Origin of the sequence: Exiguobacterium sp. s138 (assembly GCF_018618775.1) — a bacterium.
Lineage (GTDB): Bacteria > Bacillota > Bacilli > Exiguobacteriales > Exiguobacteriaceae > Exiguobacterium_A > Exiguobacterium_A artemiae.
Genome location: NZ_JACSMW010000003.1, coordinates 32,255 through 49,520 on the forward strand (window position 1 = coordinate 32,255; position 17,266 = coordinate 49,520).

Here is a 17,266-nt window from a genome sequence, read left to right on the forward strand (position 1 = left end):
ATAGAACCTGTAAGGAGGGGAATTTTAATGAAAAAACGCTATTGGATTATCGGTCTCGCAGCAGCGGTCGTTGCCGCTTTCGCAGTCAAGAAGGCTGTCGACAACAAACAACTCTCTGCCGAGGAAGCGCTCGAAATCACGAAACGCACATTTTCAGCAAAAGGACGTGTCCAAGGTGCATGGATCTCTGCAACACCAGAGGCGTACGCATACGAGTCACGTGACTACCAAAGCTACAAAGGTGGCATCTCGGTCCTTGAAGGTGACGATGAAAAAACGTATCAATTCACAGTTGATGCGGAAACAGGTGCTTTACTCGAATACGCATAATAGACGGACCATACTTCGATCGACGAAGTATGGTTTTTTTCAGAAAGGAGACACTCGACATGTCTTTACTCGCTACTCTCTTCGTTTTAATAGTCGCCGTGGAACATTTTTATATTCTGGCACTTGAAATGTTTTTCCTGTCATCAAAATCTGCCCGGCGTACATTCGGTCTGACCGAAGAAGCCGTCTCCAATCCGCAGATCCGAACACTGTTTGCCAACCAAGGTCTTTATAACGGTTTTCTTGCCGCTGGTCTGATTTTCGGGCTGATCCTTGATTCCTCAGCGGTCCAATTGTATTTCCTCGGTTGTGTCATCGTCGCCGCTCTGTATGGTGCAGCTACTGCCAACACCTCAATTCTTTTCAAACAAGGGCTTCCGGCCATCATTGCTTTTTTACTCGTCTTATTCGTCTGAATTCATCAAAAAAATCCCTTGTCGCACCCGGTAATTCGGGTAGAAAAGGGATTTTCATTTAATTCATAAAAGATTAACGCGGGTTATCATTACGTTCGTAGATCGGGTTCATGTATTCACTTGTTGAATACAGACGCGGTACAACAACGTATAGCATGATAGCTGGTACTGCAATGATTAATAACATCAGTAACATCGGCAACCAGTAAACCACCTTTTGGTGCAGGTTATCCGAGTTGCTGTCGATGTATTCTTTGACGCCTTTTACTTTAGCCGCATCTGCGCTTGTAAGTAATTTACCGCTGTCTGCGTTGTAGAAATGAATTTCACGTTTGATCGTGATGAAGATTCCATCACGAACTGTCTCGATTACCGCGATTCCACCGATAATATTTTCACCTTTTTCACCAGTGAATGTTTTTGGATCTTCAATTTCTACAGAACCTTTTTTATAGTCGTAATGTGTACTCTTCAAATCCTCGTCAAGTGCTTTTTGCATAGATGACGTATCAATCGCAGCGAATACCGATTGTCCGATACTCAATGCGAGAAAGAGTGCCGTTACGAAGGCTAAGCTTTTTTGCCACATCCCCAATTTCCCCCTTTACCTGTAAATACAGTTCTTCAGTCAACAACATTGTACCAATTAATAAGAAAAAAGTGTGAAAGAAATGCTAGGAAAATAAGAAAACTTTTTGTCTAAATTATTTTGTATACGTTGCTTCCATCCGATAAATCGGTTGACCCATTGCTGAAAATCGTTCTTCGTATTCCGTTCTGACGTTATTTTCCGGCTCGTTGGCATGTAAATCAAGTGACATCCAATCAAATGTCATCCCGTAAGCAGACATCGTCATCAGACTTGATTCAAATAATTTCCGGTTATCCGTCTTGAAATGAATCTGCCCTTTTTCCGGTAAAATATCTTCATAGGTTGCCAAAAACGTTTTGTACGTCAAGCGGCGTTTCGCATGCCGTGATTTCGGCCACGGATCGGAGAAGTTCAAATAAACACGGGCCACCTCTCCTTTTTCAAAGAAGTCACGCAAGTCTTTGGCATCGACCGTCAAGACACGGACGTTAGCAAGCGGTTCTTCCACCATCTTTTGAACGATGGCGACTGCAACACTCTCAAACAGTTCGATTGCGACGAAGTTGACCTCCGGATACTGTTTTGCCATCCCTGTGATGAAGGCGCCTTTACCTGATCCGACTTCGATGTAAATCGGATTCTCATTCTTAAATTCATTCGACCAGTTTCCTTTTAGAGTCGACGGGTCTGCTATATAGATGGAGGATTGCTCTTTCATATAATCCAGTGCCCATGGTTTGTGACGTAAACGCATACTGCTCATCCTTTCGATTCTTAAATTATCCGCAGATAAGTTTATCATGATTCGGGTAAATATATAAGATGTTCTTCATTCTCCCAAAAGAATGTTCAGCAGATCGTCACTTGAGAATAAGTGAGCAATCTACTACACTTACAGTACGATGATTCCTAAAGGAGGTTTTAATGTTGGAAGACTTCTTGATTGCGTGGGGTTCTCCGATCGTTCTCGTCATGGGTGTAACGGCTCTTTTCGTCTGGGCGACGTTCGGAAAAGTGAATGCGGAATAAACAGTTAGCGGCAGACATCTTGTGTTGATCACAAGGTGTCTTTTTTAGTTTCTGAAGGATTCACCTTGGTTTCTCATTGAAACAGATGTATACTTTTCACGAAACAGTTTTTATATTACAGCTATCGAACAACCAAAACTACTGGTAGAAAAGGAGAATTGTAATGAAAGAAAAACAAAACAGTGATTCAAATGACTTAGTACAGAAGAAAACAGGAGCCGATTTGGTCGTAGATACCCTCATCGAACAGGGTGTCGACTATATCTTCGGGATTCCTGGAGCGAAAATTGACTCTGTCTTTAATGTTCTGCAGGACCGGGGACCGGAACTGATCGTCGCACGTCATGAACAGAATGCCGCGTTCATGGCACAAGCAATCGGCCGCTTGACGGACAAACCCGGCGTGGTACTTGTCACGTCAGGACCCGGTGCTTCCAATCTCGCGACCGGTCTTGTCACGGCCAACTCGGAAGGTGACCCTGTCGTCGCGATTGCCGGTGCCGTCACACGAGCCGATCGGTTGAAACGGACCCACCAATCGATGGATAACCAGGCACTGTTCAAACCGATTACCAACTTCAGCGCTGAAGTTCAAGATGCCGACAATATCCCTGAAGTCTTATCCAATGCTTTCCGGACAGCGGAAACGACGTCCGGTGCCGCTTTTGTCAGCATTCCGCAGGATGTCGGATTAAATGAAGCGAACGTCACTTCGTTCAAAGCGGTCGAAGCACCTAAACTCGGAATCGCTCCAGAAGAATGGATTGATGAGACGGCTACCCTGATTGAACAAGCGAAGTTACCGGTTTTGTTACTCGGTATGCGCTCGAGTCAACCGCGTGTCGTTCAGGCCATCCGTGCTTTGCTCGAACGCGTGTCGATCCCGGTCGTTCAGACATTCCAGGCCGCCGGTACGTTGTCACGCGAGCTTGAATCTAATTTTTACGGACGGGTCGGTCTTTTCCGTAACCAACCGGGAGACGCCTTGCTTGCTGAAGCCGATCTCGTCTTATCGATCGGATACGATCCAATCGGATATGATCCGAAATTCTGGAATCAACCGTCTCACGAGCGGACATTGATTCATCTTGATCAGATGCGGGCCGAAATCGATCACTTCTATCGTCCGGACCGGGAACTCGTCGGTGATGTTGCAGCAACCATCAATGCGTTATCAGAACGTTTGCATGCATTGACACTTCCGGCAAGCTCAACTGAATTTTTACACGGTCTTCAACAACGTCTGGAAGAACGGGACATCCCGCCAATCGTGAAGGACTCACCACTGACTCATCCGCTTTACTTCATGAAAACATTACGCGAACAAATCGCGGACGACGTCACGGTCACAGTAGATGTCGGATCGCATTACATCTGGATGGCACGTCACTTCCGGTCGTACGAGCCTCGTCATCTCTTGTTCAGCAACGGCATGCAGACACTTGGTGTCGCATTACCTTGGGCAATCGCCGCGACGCTCGTCCGTCCGGGTAAAAAAGCGGTCTCGATTTCCGGCGACGGTGGATTCCTCTTTTCCGCCATGGAACTGGAAACGGCAGTCCGCCTGAATGCTCCGCTCGTCCATTTCGTATGGCGGGACAGCGGGTTTGATATGGTAGCATTCCAGCAGGAAATGAAATACAAACGGAAATCCGGTACCTCGTTCGGAGAAGTCGATTTAGTAAAATACGCTGAAAGCTTCGGCGCAAAAGGACTCCGTGTCAATCATCCGTCCGAACTCATCTCGGTCATGGAAGAAGCATGGCAAACAGAGGGACCTGTCATCGTGGATGTTCCGATCGACTACAGCGATAACATTACACTCGGTAAAGAGGTACACTTGGATCAATTGAACTGATAAGGAGATGAAAGCGATGCAGCATGACGATACATTACTTCAGATTTCGACAATGATGGCCTTACTCGACGGTGTATTCGAAAGTGAAACACGCTACGAATCGATTCTTTCCGGTTATGATTTCGGAATCGGTACATTCGACCATCTCGACGGGGAAATGATTGGTTTTGACGGTTCCTTTTATCAACTGCGGTCGGACGGCAGCGCCCGTCCGCTCGATCCCAAAACGACAACTCCGTTCTGTTCTCTTACGCGATTCGTTCCCGAACAGTCGTTGTCCGTGAAGCAAACGATGTCTAAAGCTGATTTTGAACACTGGCTAAGTGAACAGCTTGGTACGACCAACAGCTTTTACGCCGTCCGGATTGAAGGACGATTTTCCGAGGTCAAGACACGAACCGTCGCTCGGCAGGAAAAACCATTCCGTCCAATCACTGAAGCCGTCGCGACACAAAGCGCCCGGACATTCGAACACATCGACGGTACGTTAGCCGGTTATTTCACACCCCGGTTTGGTCATGGAATCGCAGTCGCCGGCTACCATCTTCATTTCATCGATCAAGAACGAAGCGGTGGCGGACATGTCTTCGACTATACGGTACAAGACGTAACCGTTACATTCGAGGAAAAACCAAAGTTGGACTTACGTTTGCCGACGACAGCAGCGTACCGGACAGCTGATCTTGAAAGTCATGATATCGAAAAAGAAATCCAAATTGCCGAAGGCTAAAAAACGTGCGGACACAGAATCACTTGTGTCCGCACGTTTTTCGTTAGTGTTTTAAAATTCTTGTCTTGAACAGATCGCCGCTTTAATCTTCCTGTTCCATTTCCAGCAATTGCGCTAAAAAAAGATAACTCTCTGTTGCATCAGGATGCATTGTATCTTCATACCAGTAAATCGAGAGTACTGCTTGCGCCACGACGTACCAGTACATGCGTTGTTTCAAATCTTTCGTCAACGGATGTCCGTAATGCGCAAACCATTCTGGCCAGCACTCTTCATCGACATAACTGTATAACATCATCCCCAGATCATACGCACGATCTGCGATAATCGCATCATCCCAATCATTAAGATACAGATGTCCGTCTGTTCCGACCAACCAGTTATTATGATTTAAATCCGAATGGCAGACGACTTGCTCGTCTGTCCGGACGTAAGGTAACCGCTCGGACAAATAGTCGATGGCCTGTTCAATCAATTCCGGTTGTGCCAGTTCAGCAGGTTGAAAATATAAACGACACTGCCGCAAGAGTTCATCCGGTTCGATCGGACGCTGATCCAATTGTTGTAACATGAACAACAGTTCCTTCGAATCATGAATCTTTCCGAGCAACCTTGCGACTTCCGGCCGTTCCATCATTTCCGGTTCCAACTCTTGACCTTCGATGAATTGCTGGGCGCTGATGACATCTCCGCTGTAAATCCGCTTTGTCCAAAGCAGCTTCGGCACGATACCATCCGCTGATAAAATCGCCAAAAATGGCGAGGAGTTTCGTTTTAAAAAGAGTTTTGACTGCCCCGTTGAGGCAATGTATGCTTCTCCCGTAATTCCGCCTGCTGGCGTAAGGGTCCAGCCTTCGCCAAGCGCATCTAAAATATCTAATTCCATTATAATCCGCTCAACTTTTTAGTAGATTTGCCTTAAGGCACAATGATTATCTTAACATGTGGCGATCGTTGTTGACAACGGAAGGACCGTGATCTGCGAAACACCCTTCTCAATCGGTGTGATAGATGCTTCGTTACCATAAACATGCACATTCCATTTAGGATGATCCAGCGCGATATCAATCTTCTCAGACGTCACATTATGCACGACAAGCGTCCGTTGCCAGGCATCGTAGGAATGAATAGCCCCTACTTCGTATGCGATGACTCCAGGTTGCATCGGCAAAAAATGCATCAGTTCCTGCACTTGGTTAGCTCGGTGCAACCGGAATCCACCGTGCATCCGACGGATTTGCAAGATGTTTTTTAAATACTCGACCATCTGTGCCTGGCGGTCCCGTAACGTCCAGTCCACCCGATTAATCGCATCAGGTGCATTATAGCTGTTCTCGACGCCTTGTTTCGTTCGGCCGAACTCTTGTCCGGCATGAAGAAACGGGATGCCGGCTGATAAAAATATAATCGTTTGGGCCAGTCGGCTCATCTGTAACCGTGTCGTTTCATCGAGGTCCGGCCGGGCGAGTGTCAACTTGTCGTACAAGGTGTGATTGTCATGTGCTTCCACATAATTGATCGAATACGTCGGCTCAGGGAAACGCCCCGTCGTCTGACCATTCAACGTGATACTGCCGGCCATTCCGTTGCGTACTTCCCCTTCCCACCAACCGTTGCCCGATACAAAACCACAGTCTGTTTCATTGAACGTCGAGCCTTTTAAAGCATCCCGGAAAACATCATTAAAATGACCGATTCGCGGCATTTGTGAAGCGACTGAACTGATTGCCTTTTGACGTTGCGGTAATGGTGTCGCCAAGTCCCATCCTTCGCCGTACACAAGAATGGTCGGATCAATATGATCTAATGCTGACCGGACATGATTCATCGTCTCAATATCATGAATGCCCATCAAATCGAAACGAAAGGCGTCCACATGAAAAATGTCTGCAAAATAGGTCAGGCAGTCCACAATCATCCGTCGCATCATGAACCGTTCCGATGCGGTGTCATTCCCGACTCCAGTTCCATTGGCAAGTGTTCCGTCCATTTCATAGCGGAAATAGTAGCCCGGCACCAGGTATTCGAGCGCTGACCGTTCCCGGATGTAGACATGATTCATGACTACGTCAAACGTCACTCGAATTCCCGCTGCATGAAGCCGTTCAATCATCCCGACATACTCAAGAATCCGGACCTTTGGATCGATTGGATCGCTGGCATAACAGCCTGTCAGTGAAAACCACTGAACAGGATCGTATCCCCAATTGTAAGGAAGGCGGCTCACTTCTTCCGTCGTCGTAAACAAATGAACCGGTAACAGTTGGAGATGGGTCACACCGAGGTCCAGTAAATAATCGATGCCTGTCGAGCGTCCTTCCGGTGATACGGTCCCTGTTTCCGTCATACCGAGGTATTGTCCGGGATAATGAGAACCGGAAGAAGGATCAATCGTGAAATCCCGAATATGTGCTTCATAAAGGATGGCATCTGTCGGTTTGATTAACAACGGCCGTTTTTGCCGGTGAGGAAACTGTCGGTTGATTTCTTGCTCGACATCAAGCAGAACCGCGAATTGTCCATTTACGCTGACAGCCTTGGCATAAGGATCAACAACTTCCTCTGTTCCTTGATACGTCGTGACCCGGTAACGGTACAGGCTGTTCTCCCATGAACGGGGAACCACTAACCGATACGCGCCGCGTTCTTGCCGTTCAAAGTCCCGGCTGTCCCTTTCGACACCGTCTTGATCGTAGCGGATACATTCCAACCGTTCAGCCAGCGGGGACCAGACGTATAAGGAAATCATGTCGGTTTCATAGACCGCACCCAAAGGTCCTTCATAACTGTATTTACGATCAAATCCTGCCGTCTGTACAATCCGATTTGGCAGCACGCGGACTCGTTCCTGATCGGGTAAGATGATTTCATAACAGCGTTCCAATTCAACCGCCCGGTCGAGCAGCAGTGTCAGTTTGATTGTTCCGTCCATATCTTCCCGATTTTCGATGGAGTAGTCCATCGGCTCACCATCACAGACGAGCGAAAACTCACCTTGTCCAAACGGTGTTTCGGTTTCCATTAAGATGGTTTGAAATGTCACGAACTCAACTGAATACAATCTGACTTGTTGCGTTTCCGATTCATTATTTATCATCTGTTTACGCGACAAGCAAACATCTTGCCGCTTCCCTCCCTATTTTTGAATCCGCCCGTTTTCCTGACTGTTCAGTGCCATTTGGAATGTCACCGAAACGGTCTCTTTTAAAATCTGTTCGCATACGCGCATCTGAAAAGCTTTTGTATGCACAGCCGACAGATTCATTTTCCGCAACCACTCTGTAAAATCAATCTTACTGACGTAAGTCGTCGTTGTCTCTTTTGGCATTTGATCGAAATAGCCTTGTGACGCTATGACGACACGCTCGATTGGCAATATGAATTCGGAACCTAAAATCAATCGCAGGATATCCTCTGTCCGTTTTAAACTGATTAACGGATTAACGATGTTTTTCGGCGAGGCTTTGAATGGTTGTTCGCGCCACAGTTTACTGCGTTTGATGTGATAGATGCTCTCTTCGCCGTCTAACCAATCCAGTATATAGATGGCAGAAGGCCCTACGACAAACGGACTGAGTTCCACTTCTCCTTGCTGGTACTGAATGACGGCACGGTAAAACATACCGAATTGATCATTCAAGAGATGCAGCATCTGATAAAAATCCAGGTGTCGTCTTAAAGGAAGCCGCCAGATGTCATCTTCCGTCGCTCCGCCTGCGACATAAATTAATTTTTGGACTTCCACTCGCTTTTTGTACCATTTATCAAAAGCAGACTTCGAGATTTGTTTTCCCGGTACTTGAAACATTTCCGGTTTCTTAAAAGGCTGCCACCATTTTTTCGGCCGGATGATCGTCTCACCCGGGAACAATTCACCCGTCTCCCATTTTTTCAAGACGTTCGCATAATCAACAAGCTGCTGATCTTTAAAACGTTTTGAAGTTTCGAGCGGATTTCTTTCGTAACGGCTTTCTAAATCATAAAGTTTCATCAATAATGCCAATCATATCACCTCGTTCATTCTTCCCAAATTGAAATCGTGTATCTGCCTGATACCGCGGTTGATTGTCCGGGCAAATCTGATACAGAACGATTTCTTTGACATGTAAGCTGGCGGCAGGTGTTTGTTCGGGTGGGTGGAGCGACACTTCTTGATTCCACTTCTTCGCAAGGGTAATGTGTGGAACAAACGGTTTAGCCGGATTCGGATCAATCTGCCGGGCAAGCTGAAACAGTTTTTCCTCATATGCCGGTCCGGCAGCAAAGACACGGGGTCGTTCTGCTAATCCAAATCGTTCAAGGTGATCTAATTTTAAAGTAAAGGCGGAAGTCATTTGCGTAATCTCCGTCAGCTGACGCCGCCAGTTTCTCAACTCGTCATCGGTTAGTGAGCCTAAAAAACGCAGTGTCAAATGATATTCGTTCGGTTCATATACCGTTTTGTAATAACGCTCAAGTTTCAGGGAAGACGCGAATCGCGCCAACGTCTCGTCAGCAACCGGAATGGCGATGAAAAAGTGTTTTTGCATACGGATCACTCCTTGATTTTTGAGCTGATCAGATACAAACAAGCACCTAACAGGCTACTACCTGTATATACCCAAAATACCGCGTAGATGGTCCATTGATCCAAAACAATCCCGCTCATTAAATTGAATAATGCCGTCGCAAGACCGGTCGTCGTCGCCATATACGTACTGACTGCCGTCGCCACTGTTGAAGGCGGTACCAGCGAACGGACATAATCAAGAGCGACAGGAATCAACAGACCGATGATGAGTCCTTGTAATGCCGCCAAAATCCAAAGTGTAAAAATTGGCGGCTCAAGCGCCAAGATTCCGGTCCGCAACGCGGATAAGACGGAAATAAACACCAAGACAGGAATCGGCCCAAACCGCATCATGACTCGTGTCGCAATACGCATGAATGGAATTTCGCATAACACCGCAACAAAAAACAGCGTTCCGACGAGTGCCGTCGACTCTCCACGAATCGTCACGTAACTGCCGAAGTAATAATTGTTGGCAAAAATCGGTCCAAACACTAAACTGCCGCCTGCTAAAAACAGTAAAAAACGTTTATTCGAAAACAAGGCCTTCAATGGAATGTGTTCACGTTCGACCGTCGAAACAGGGGTTTCTTCAATTCCAATCAACACCAGAAATCCGAGAACGAGTGCTGTTCCACTCGCATAAAAAATTGCACCGAGCGAGCCCTGTTCCGTCACCTGTCCGAGAATAAAGACAGCGAGCGCAAAACCGGCGGAGCCAAATAAGCGTAACGCCCCGTAGTCGACTGATTTTCTTTTGGAGAATTCAATCGCCAATGTATCGACGAGCGGAATATGTGCGCACTGGAACAACGCCCAGAGTGAAGAAATCAATAACAGAAATAAATAAATAGAAGTCAGTAAATAACTGATGGTTAAGAGACCTGCCGCGAGTAAGGCCACCAATAATAAACGTTTCGGTCGCCCGAACCGGTCGGCGGCCATTCCCCAAATCGGCTGTAAGACAATCGATAATACGGGACCTACTGCAACAATCGTTCCGATTTCCGATGCTGATAATTGAAACGCATCATTGGAAAAATACAGTGCCAAATAGGGAATAAGTGCACCTTGCCCAAAGAAGATGAAAAAATAAAGGGCTTGAAAATGATATTTTTGACGATGGATCACAACTGACTCTCCTTCAAGAATCAATCCCCCTATCACAATGGATTCGGGGGATTCATTTCCTTATAAATTGGTTTTTCAGATGAACAGATGTTTATTTCGCCAATTCGTAAATCGCTTCTGCATAGATGGCGACAGCTAATAACAACTCTTCAAAATCAACATACTCATCCACTTGGTGCGCGACTTCCGGTCCGCCCGGGAAAACAGGTCCAAATGCAACACCAGCTGTCAATGAACGGGCGTAGGTTCCGCCACCGATCGCAATCAAGTCGGCCTTTTGATTTGTTTGCCGTTCATAGACCGCACTGAGTGTCCGGATCAGTTCATGGTTCGGATCGACATGATGCGGCGGCATATGTGTGCGTGTTTGAAGTTCGAACCCGTATGCGATGGCTGCTTCTTTAATCAACTGTAAGCGTTCTGTGAAATCAGCACTATAAGGATAACGGATATTAAGCGAAGCCGTCCCTTGCCCTTGTCCGTAACGGAAAACGCCTCCGTTGATCGTCAAGTCGCCGGTTTCATCGGATGCAGCCACACCAAGCGCCACACCACGTGAATCACGGAACATATGCACGACCATCTCGAGATAACGGCGGCCATTGTAATCAAGATGAAGGGTATGCAGGAAACGTGCCAAATGAAGGGCTGCGTTTTTCCCGTTATCCGGTTCCATCGCATGCGCTGCGACGCCGATGACATCAAAGACAAGTCCTTCAGCCGTCTCCTTGACTGTCCCTGTCACACCTTGTTTCTCCAGATACTGATGGAAATCTTCTTCGATCGTTCCCCGTTCAGCGACATGAACCGTAGCCGTCGCGTGACCCGGTACCATATTCGGACGCTCTCCGCCTTCAAAACGAACGAGTTGATAGCCTGTATCTGCTGCTTTTACGGGTTTACCTTGAACGAGTAATCCGTCATACAATCCTTTTTCAGCGTTAATGATAGGGAAATCAGCATCCGGTGCAAATCCAAGCGTCGGCATTTCTTCATGCTTGAAGTAATGATTCACACAGCGCCATTCGCTTTCTTCATCCCCACCGGCAATCAAACGAATCCGTTTTGAAAGCGGAAGCCCCAACTCTTTGACGATCTTCAAGGCATAATACGCCGCCATCGTGGGTCCCTTATCATCGATTGCACCCCGCGCAATCAATTTCCCGTCGGCTAATGTCGGATTGAACGGTCCGTATGTCCAATTGTCACCGCCTGCTGGTACGACGTCCAGGTGGCAGAGGATTCCGAGTAATTCGTCTCCTTGACCATACTCGAGGTGACCGGCATATCCGTCGACGTTCTTCGTAATAAATCCATCCCGTTCCCCCAGCGCAAGCATCCAATCGAGTGCCCGTTTGACTTCCGTCCCGAACGGAGCACCTTCTTGAATCGTCGTTTCATCGAGAATACTCGGTATGCGTAATAGCTCCTTTAAATCAACTAAGAGATCTTCACGTCGTGCCATGACTTCTTCTTTCCAATTGACCATTTGACTTCTCTCCCTTGTCCGCTAATTCGTTCACCTTTAAGTATAGCGAAAATTTGACAATTACGAACATCCAAAATACCAAATCTTTTGTTATTACGTTTTTAGCGAACATTAAAATGAATAAAAGACGTTTCATTCGCTATTAACTATTGAAAGTTTGTGTGATTTTTGAAAACGTTCGGTTAAATTACTTGCATTCTATATTAAAAGAGTTATACTAAAGGCGAAACAACTTAATTCATCATCGTCTTTTGTCACCCGAAGCTTTAGAACACTATTCTATCCATTGGGGGAGTGGTTATACCAATGAAAGATTCTACAGACCGTATGTTGACCCGGATTAAATCGATTTATCTCTATATCAATGAGAACGGAGCTACTACGACAGCAGACTTGGTTGAAGAGTTCGGCATTACTTCAAGAACCGTCCAGCGTGACTTGAACGTGCTCGAATACAACAACCTCATTGTAAGCCCAAGACGCGGTACTTGGACATCAAGTAAAAAACAACGACAAGCCGGCTGATTAAGATGTTTCATCAAACTATTTTATGTAACGACGCGAATCCTTCGCGTCTTTTTTTGTTATTTTTTTTTCAGGCAGGGTATATCTAGTTTGAGAAGGAGATGATGAGATGAATATTTTAATCATTGGAGCAAACGGAACAACAGGGCGAAAAATGGTTGAACTGATCGGGAAACAAGGTCAGCATCAAGCAATCGCCGTCGTACGGGAAGAAAATCAAATCAATGACTTAATCGCTCTTGGCGCATCCGAGGTCCGTCTTGGTGATTTAACGAAAGATGTGACAGATGTCGTCAAAGATGCGGATGTCGTTATTTTTGCAGCCGGTGCCGGCGGAGCTTCGGAAGAGCTGACGCGCGCCGTCGATCAGGATGGAGCCATTAAAGTCATCGATGCGGCCAAAGCAAGCGGGATTGAGCGTTTCTTGATGCTCAGTTCAATCGGTGCCGATCATCCGCAAGGTGATTTAAAAGTTTATCTGGAATCAAAAGGTGCGGCCGACCGTCATTTAAAAGACAGCGGTCTCGATTATACGATTGTCCGTCCGGGTCCACTCAGTTATGATGAACCGAGCGGTACGATCGAGACGAAAGAACACTTTGATTCGTATGAAGGACGCGAAGTCTCACGTGATGATATCGCGGCCCTCTTCGTAACCTTGATTGATCACCCGACTCAAACACGTCAGTTCGAAGTATTAAGCGGTCCCTTCCCGATTGCGGAAGCGTTGCGTAATCAATAATTCAAAAAGGCGCTCTTCTATAAGAAGAGCGTCTTTTTTTATTCCGGTTTCCAGTCAAACAAGGCTAATTCGCCACGTGTGAGTTCCCGGTATTCTCCTGCTTCAAGTGTCGGATCAAGCGGCAATTGTCCGATTGACAACCGTTTCAGATACGTCACTTCTTTTCCGAGAGCAAGCATCATCCGTTTGACCTGATGGAACTTCCCTTCGGTAATCGTCAGCTCGAGTGTTGATGTTTCGTCCGTTGCTTCCAAGATAACCAGCTTGCCCGGCTTTGTTTTATAGCCGTCCTCAAGTGTGACCCCTTCTGCAACTTCCTCCACGTCCTCTTCTGTCAGCGTACCGATGACTTCCGCATAATAGACTTTCTCGACGTGTTTTTTCGGTGACATCAATGCATGATTAAATGATCCGTCATTCGTCAGCAAGAGCAGCCCTTCCGTATCCTTGTCGAGTCGTCCGACCGGGAACGGTTTGAAGTACGTCACGTCGTCAAACAGTAAATCAATCACGGTTTGATCCCGCTTATCTTCTGTCGCACTGATTACGCCGGGCGGTTTGTTCATCATTAAATAAATGAATTTTTGATACGTGACCGGTTCGCCGTATAATAACACTTGTTGATTTTCTGTATCGACGTGCTGTTTCGGGTCGTAGACGATTTCGCCATCGACTTGAATCGCACCCGACTTGAGTAATTGTTTTACTTCTTTTCGGGATCCTGCTCCCATGTTTGAGAGTAATTTATCTAGACGCATTTCCTCGTCCTCGTTTCATTGAAAATTTTCGTCCAAGTACGGCTTCCGCAAGACCGCTCCAAATGGCAAGACCTGCAAAGACGACAATCCCGATTCCGGCTCCGACGATTAAGATGATGAGTGAACCGATCGTCGTAGCGGGAAGCAGAGCTGCTAATCCCCATTTGACGAGCGCGACGCTCGCACCCATGATGGCACTGATGATCATAATCAGTGACGTCCGGCGCAAGACTGTGCTGAACGGGAACTGAACCGTTTGTGTAATCCGGAAGAACATCAATCCGGTTGCGACGACGTATCCAAGGATGGTTGCATATCCGGCCCCTGTTCCGTCTCCGGTCCAGTGAATCAACGGTGCGTTCAATAGATACTTCGTCAGCAATCCTGCCAGTGTCGCAATAATCGTGAAATACTGCCGGTTGATTCCTTGCAGCACTGCCGCTGTCACGGAATACAACGCGAGGAATAACGCACTTGGTGCATAACTTAATAAATAGACCCATGCCGCCTGATCTCTCGGGAATAAGACATGGAATGTCTCTTCACTCAGTAAAATCATACCGACGACCGCTGGAATCGTTACGAAAAACGCCAGTTGGTAAATTTGCGAGATTTGTTTCCGGACTTTCCGCATATCCCCTTGTGTAAACGAGGCCGTCAAAAGTGGTGTCGCGGATAAGGATAATCCTGTCGCGACCGAAACCGGAATCAAGACAATTTTATGACTATCTGCAATCAGATAGGCTGTTGCGTTTCCGGCGGCTTCAAGCGTGTATCCGATGCTTTGTAAAGCCGCATTCATCGTGTTTTGATCAATGACCTGATAAAGCGGTGTCGACAGACCGACCATAACGATCGGAATCGCATACGTCAACAGTTCTTTATACAATCCTGATAATGGACGATTCGGCGATATCGTCGTCTGACCGTCGCGTAACGCTTTTAAGCCGGGAGCACGTTTCCGGAAATAATAAACGAGCACAGCGACACTGCCGATTGCCCCGATGAAGGCACTGAATGTCGCAATCGTTGCTGCCCAGGCTGCATCGGTATCAAACAGATAAATCGCGATGCTGACACCGGCCAGTAAAAAGATGATCCGGACAATCTGCTCCAAGATTTGTGAAATCGCAGTCGGCCCCATCGATTGATACCCTTGGAAATACCCGCGCGTCATACTCATCGCCGGAATCAGAATCAAGGCGAAACTGACTCCGCGAATCGTCATCGTGACGGCACCAACGTAAGAAGCCGAGTCGACATCTCCTCCGGGAATTGCCCGGTGAGCCAGATACGGAGCCAGTAAGAATAAGGCCAGAAAGGAAACAATACCGGTGATGGACATGATTTTTAAGCCGGATCGGTATAAACGCTCGCTTGTATCATATTCCCCCATCGCATTGTACTTCGCGACAAACTTCGAAACGGCTACAGGGATACCGGCTGTTGCGAGACCAATCATGATGGCATAATAGTTATAGGCATACGTGTAAAACATGATTCCCGTCGCTCCGACCATGAACTGAAACGGAAACAGATAAATCAGACCAAGGGCACGAGATATGAGTGATGCACCGGACAACAACATCGTTCCACGAACGAATCCGGTATTACTGGATGAAGTTTCTTGCTTTTTGCTCACAGTCGACATGGATAACCTTCCTCGCACTTTCTATTTTTTCTTGACTCGATAAACGTCTCAATATACAAGTTCTCTCTTGCACAATTGCAAATCATTATACCGCTCAGCTTCCATAAAAGAAAGAGACGGTTTGTTTACAGTACAAACTTCTGCTAAAGTGAAACAAGCAGAATCCAACAAATGAGGTGACCACATGTATGATGTAATCGTAATCGGAGGCGGACCAAGCGGCTTAATGGCAACGCTCGCCTCGTTACAAGCAGGCGCTAAGACGCTTTTGCTCGATAAAGGAAGTAAACTCGGACGAAAATTGGCAATTTCAGGCGGCGGTCGATGCAACGTCACGAACCGCAAACCATTGGAAGAATTGGTTCAATCGATTCCCGGAAACGGCCGTTTTCTCTACAGTGCCTTTTCTCAGTTCAATAACGAATCCATCATTGAACTGTTCGAGGGCTTTGGTGTCGCTCTGAAGGAAGAGGATAATGGACGGATGTTCCCGGTTTCCGATAAAGCAGCTGACGTCGTCCGGGTATTGATTGATCAAATCCGCCAGCACGGCGCTGAAATTCAAATCAATGCGGAAGTTGCAACACTTGACTTCCATCCGGACGGTTCGTTCGCAGCCGTCCTGCTTGCGGACGGATCCCGCCTCGAAGCGAAGAGTTGTGTCGTCGCTGTCGGTGGACAATCGGTTCCCCATACCGGTTCAACCGGCGACGGTTATCCTTGGGCACGTAAAGCCGGTCATACGATCACGGAACTTTTCCCGACCGAAGTGCCGATTTTACTGAACGATACGTTCATCCAAGAAAAGACACTTCAGGGTCTTTCGTTACGTGACGTCGCGCTGACGGTTCACGGTAAAAAAGATAAACCGATCAAGACGCACACCGGCGATCTGTTATTTACCCATTTCGGTCTGAGTGGTCCGATTGCTTTACGGTGCAGTCAGTACACGATCAAAGAAAGAAAACGGTCCGGTGAGCGTGTTGTCCATCTTTCGATCGACTTGTTCCCGGAAGAATCGATCGGTGCCCTGACGGAACGGTTCCAAGCTGCCCTTGCCGCTAACCCGAAAAAAACGGTCCGCAATGCGTTAAAAGGATTTGTTCCGGAACGATTGCTCGATCTGTTATTTGCCCGGATTGGTTTTGGAGATGAAGTCTGTACGCAAATTAAAAAACAGGACTTCACTCAATTGCTGGCGACGCTCAAACGCTTCCCGCTTCAAGCAGTCGGAACACTCGACTTTGATAAAGCGTTCGTCACCGGCGGCGGTGTTTCGATCAAGGAAATCCAACCAAAAACGATGATGTCGAAAAAAGCAGACGGTCTCTTTTTCGCCGGCGAAATCCTCGACATCCACGGCTATACAGGCGGTTATAATATCACAGCCGCTTTCGTGACCGGACATTGCGCCGGCACGAATGCTGCACTGACCGCGTTATGACAAAAAGGCTAGTTCCACACGG

18 protein-coding genes are annotated in these 17,266 nt (G+C 47.1%); 8 read left to right on the forward strand and 10 right to left on the reverse strand.

What is annotated here, in order from left to right:
- Positions 1-27 precede the first annotated feature (27 nt).
- Positions 28-330 (forward strand): PepSY domain-containing protein, encoded by a 303-nt coding sequence (locus KNP91_RS07435; RefSeq protein WP_012371126.1) that lies wholly within the window; start codon positions 28-30, stop codon positions 328-330.
- Between the two features lie 59 nt (positions 331-389).
- A complete protein-coding gene (locus KNP91_RS07440; RefSeq protein WP_012371127.1) occupies positions 390-746 on the forward strand; it encodes a DUF1304 domain-containing protein in 357 nt (118 codons plus the stop codon).
- 73 nt (positions 747-819) lie between these two features.
- Here KNP91_RS07440 and KNP91_RS07445 read toward each other — a convergent pair whose 3' ends face one another.
- Both KNP91_RS07445 and trmB read right to left on the reverse strand, forming a co-directional pair.
- Positions 820-1,335, reverse strand: a complete 516-nt coding sequence (locus KNP91_RS07445) for a hypothetical protein (RefSeq protein ID WP_012371128.1) — start codon at positions 1,333-1,335, stop codon at positions 820-822.
- Positions 1,336-1,450: 115 nt separating this feature from the next.
- Entirely contained in the window at positions 1,451-2,092 is a 642-nt protein-coding gene (trmB, locus tag KNP91_RS07450) for a tRNA (guanosine(46)-N7)-methyltransferase TrmB (protein ID WP_012371129.1), read from the reverse strand.
- Positions 2,093-2,265: 173 nt separating this feature from the next.
- On the opposite strand from trmB, the gene KNP91_RS15900 reads away from it, so the two are divergent.
- The 3 genes from KNP91_RS15900 to budA all read left to right on the forward strand — a co-directional run bounded on the left by KNP91_RS15900 (position 2,266) and on the right by budA (position 4,955).
- Positions 2,266-2,367, forward strand: a complete 102-nt coding sequence (locus tag KNP91_RS15900) for a cytochrome bd oxidase small subunit CydS (RefSeq protein WP_413230418.1) — start codon at positions 2,266-2,268, stop codon at positions 2,365-2,367.
- Positions 2,368-2,530: 163 nt separating this feature from the next.
- The gene (gene alsS, locus KNP91_RS07455) at positions 2,531-4,225 is read left to right on the forward strand and encodes an acetolactate synthase AlsS (protein WP_012371130.1); all 1,695 of its coding nucleotides are present in this window, start codon (positions 2,531-2,533) and stop codon (positions 4,223-4,225) included.
- 16 nt (positions 4,226-4,241) lie between these two features.
- A complete protein-coding gene (gene budA / locus KNP91_RS07460; protein ID WP_214767112.1) occupies positions 4,242-4,955 on the forward strand; it encodes an acetolactate decarboxylase in 714 nt (237 codons plus the stop codon).
- Between the two features lie 82 nt (positions 4,956-5,037).
- On the opposite strand, the gene KNP91_RS07465 is transcribed toward budA, so the two are convergent.
- From KNP91_RS07465 to pepV, 6 genes are all read right to left on the reverse strand, one after another.
- Positions 5,038-5,841, reverse strand: coding sequence for a phosphotransferase family protein (locus tag KNP91_RS07465; protein ID WP_012371132.1), 804 nt, complete (start codon positions 5,839-5,841; stop codon positions 5,038-5,040).
- Between the two features lie 51 nt (positions 5,842-5,892).
- Positions 5,893-8,052 (reverse strand): type I pullulanase, encoded by a 2,160-nt coding sequence (gene pulA / locus KNP91_RS07470; protein ID WP_214767110.1) that lies wholly within the window; start codon positions 8,050-8,052, stop codon positions 5,893-5,895.
- A gap of 39 nt (positions 8,053-8,091) precedes the next feature.
- Positions 8,092-8,958 carry a hypothetical protein gene (locus KNP91_RS07475; RefSeq protein ID WP_214767108.1) on the reverse strand — a complete coding sequence of 289 codons (867 nt, stop codon included), beginning with the start codon at positions 8,956-8,958 and terminating at the stop codon, positions 8,092-8,094.
- Positions 8,933-9,484 (reverse strand): RNA 2',3'-cyclic phosphodiesterase, encoded by a 552-nt coding sequence (gene thpR / locus KNP91_RS07480; RefSeq protein ID WP_214767106.1) that lies wholly within the window; start codon positions 9,482-9,484, stop codon positions 8,933-8,935. The genes KNP91_RS07475 and thpR overlap by 26 nt, the downstream gene beginning before the upstream one ends.
- A gap of 5 nt (positions 9,485-9,489) precedes the next feature.
- Positions 9,490-10,635: an MFS transporter gene (locus tag KNP91_RS07485; protein WP_214767105.1), complete on the reverse strand. Its 1,146-nt coding sequence runs from the start codon at positions 10,633-10,635 to the stop codon at positions 9,490-9,492.
- A gap of 91 nt (positions 10,636-10,726) precedes the next feature.
- Positions 10,727-12,124 carry a dipeptidase PepV gene (pepV, locus tag KNP91_RS07490; protein WP_214767103.1) on the reverse strand — a complete coding sequence of 466 codons (1,398 nt, stop codon included), beginning with the start codon at positions 12,122-12,124 and terminating at the stop codon, positions 10,727-10,729.
- A 306-nt stretch (positions 12,125-12,430) separates the two neighbouring features.
- On the opposite strand from pepV, the gene KNP91_RS07495 reads away from it, so the two are divergent.
- Complete coding sequence (locus tag KNP91_RS07495) at positions 12,431-12,649, forward strand: DeoR family transcriptional regulator (RefSeq protein WP_012371138.1); 219 nt, start codon at positions 12,431-12,433, stop codon at positions 12,647-12,649.
- Between the two features lie 109 nt (positions 12,650-12,758).
- A complete protein-coding gene (locus tag KNP91_RS07500) occupies positions 12,759-13,391 on the forward strand; it encodes an SDR family oxidoreductase (RefSeq protein ID WP_214767101.1) in 633 nt (210 codons plus the stop codon).
- 38 nt (positions 13,392-13,429) lie between these two features.
- Here the strand turns inward: KNP91_RS07500 and KNP91_RS07505 are convergent, their stop codons facing one another.
- Positions 13,430-14,149, reverse strand: a complete 720-nt coding sequence (locus KNP91_RS07505) for a pseudouridine synthase (protein WP_214767099.1) — start codon at positions 14,147-14,149, stop codon at positions 13,430-13,432.
- Positions 14,136-15,800, reverse strand: a complete 1,665-nt coding sequence (locus KNP91_RS07510) for a putative polysaccharide biosynthesis protein (protein ID WP_214849456.1) — start codon at positions 15,798-15,800, stop codon at positions 14,136-14,138. Before KNP91_RS07510 ends, KNP91_RS07505 begins: the two co-directional genes overlap by 14 nt.
- A 184-nt stretch (positions 15,801-15,984) precedes the next feature.
- Here KNP91_RS07510 and KNP91_RS07515 point away from each other — a divergent pair, with 184 nt between their 5' ends.
- The gene (locus tag KNP91_RS07515) at positions 15,985-17,244 is read left to right on the forward strand and encodes a BaiN/RdsA family NAD(P)/FAD-dependent oxidoreductase (RefSeq protein WP_214767095.1); all 1,260 of its coding nucleotides are present in this window, start codon (positions 15,985-15,987) and stop codon (positions 17,242-17,244) included.
- Positions 17,245-17,266 lie beyond the last annotated feature (22 nt).

Excerpts from the sequence above, each read along its gene's own strand:
- trmB (WP_012371129.1), bottom strand. The coding sequence starts at position 2,092 with ATGCGTTTACGTCACAAACCATGGGCACTGGATTATATGAAAGAGCAA.
- KNP91_RS07495 (WP_012371138.1), top strand. The coding sequence starts at position 12,431 with ATGAAAGATTCTACAGACCGTATGTTGACCCGGATTAAATCGATTTAT.
- KNP91_RS07440 (WP_012371127.1), top strand. The coding sequence starts at position 390 with ATGTCTTTACTCGCTACTCTCTTCGTTTTAATAGTCGCCGTGGAACAT.
- pulA (WP_214767110.1), bottom strand. The coding sequence starts at position 8,052 with ATGATAAATAATGAATCGGAAACGCAACAAGTCAGATTGTATTCAGTT.
- KNP91_RS07445 (WP_012371128.1), bottom strand. The coding sequence starts at position 1,335 with ATGTGGCAAAAAAGCTTAGCCTTCGTAACGGCACTCTTTCTCGCATTG.
- thpR (WP_214767106.1), bottom strand. The coding sequence starts at position 9,484 with ATGCAAAAACACTTTTTCATCGCCATTCCGGTTGCTGACGAGACGTTG.
- KNP91_RS07510 (WP_214849456.1), bottom strand. The coding sequence starts at position 15,800 with ATGTCGACTGTGAGCAAAAAGCAAGAAACTTCATCCAGTAATACCGGA.
- alsS (WP_012371130.1), top strand. The coding sequence starts at position 2,531 with ATGAAAGAAAAACAAAACAGTGATTCAAATGACTTAGTACAGAAGAAA.
- KNP91_RS07515 (WP_214767095.1), top strand. The coding sequence starts at position 15,985 with ATGTATGATGTAATCGTAATCGGAGGCGGACCAAGCGGCTTAATGGCA.
- KNP91_RS07435 (WP_012371126.1), top strand. The coding sequence starts at position 28 with ATGAAAAAACGCTATTGGATTATCGGTCTCGCAGCAGCGGTCGTTGCC.
- KNP91_RS07505 (WP_214767099.1), bottom strand. The coding sequence starts at position 14,149 with ATGCGTCTAGATAAATTACTCTCAAACATGGGAGCAGGATCCCGAAAA.
- budA (WP_214767112.1), top strand. The coding sequence starts at position 4,242 with ATGCAGCATGACGATACATTACTTCAGATTTCGACAATGATGGCCTTA.
- pepV (WP_214767103.1), bottom strand. The coding sequence starts at position 12,124 with ATGGTCAATTGGAAAGAAGAAGTCATGGCACGACGTGAAGATCTCTTA.
- KNP91_RS07465 (WP_012371132.1), bottom strand. The coding sequence starts at position 5,841 with ATGGAATTAGATATTTTAGATGCGCTTGGCGAAGGCTGGACCCTTACG.
- KNP91_RS07500 (WP_214767101.1), top strand. The coding sequence starts at position 12,759 with ATGAATATTTTAATCATTGGAGCAAACGGAACAACAGGGCGAAAAATG.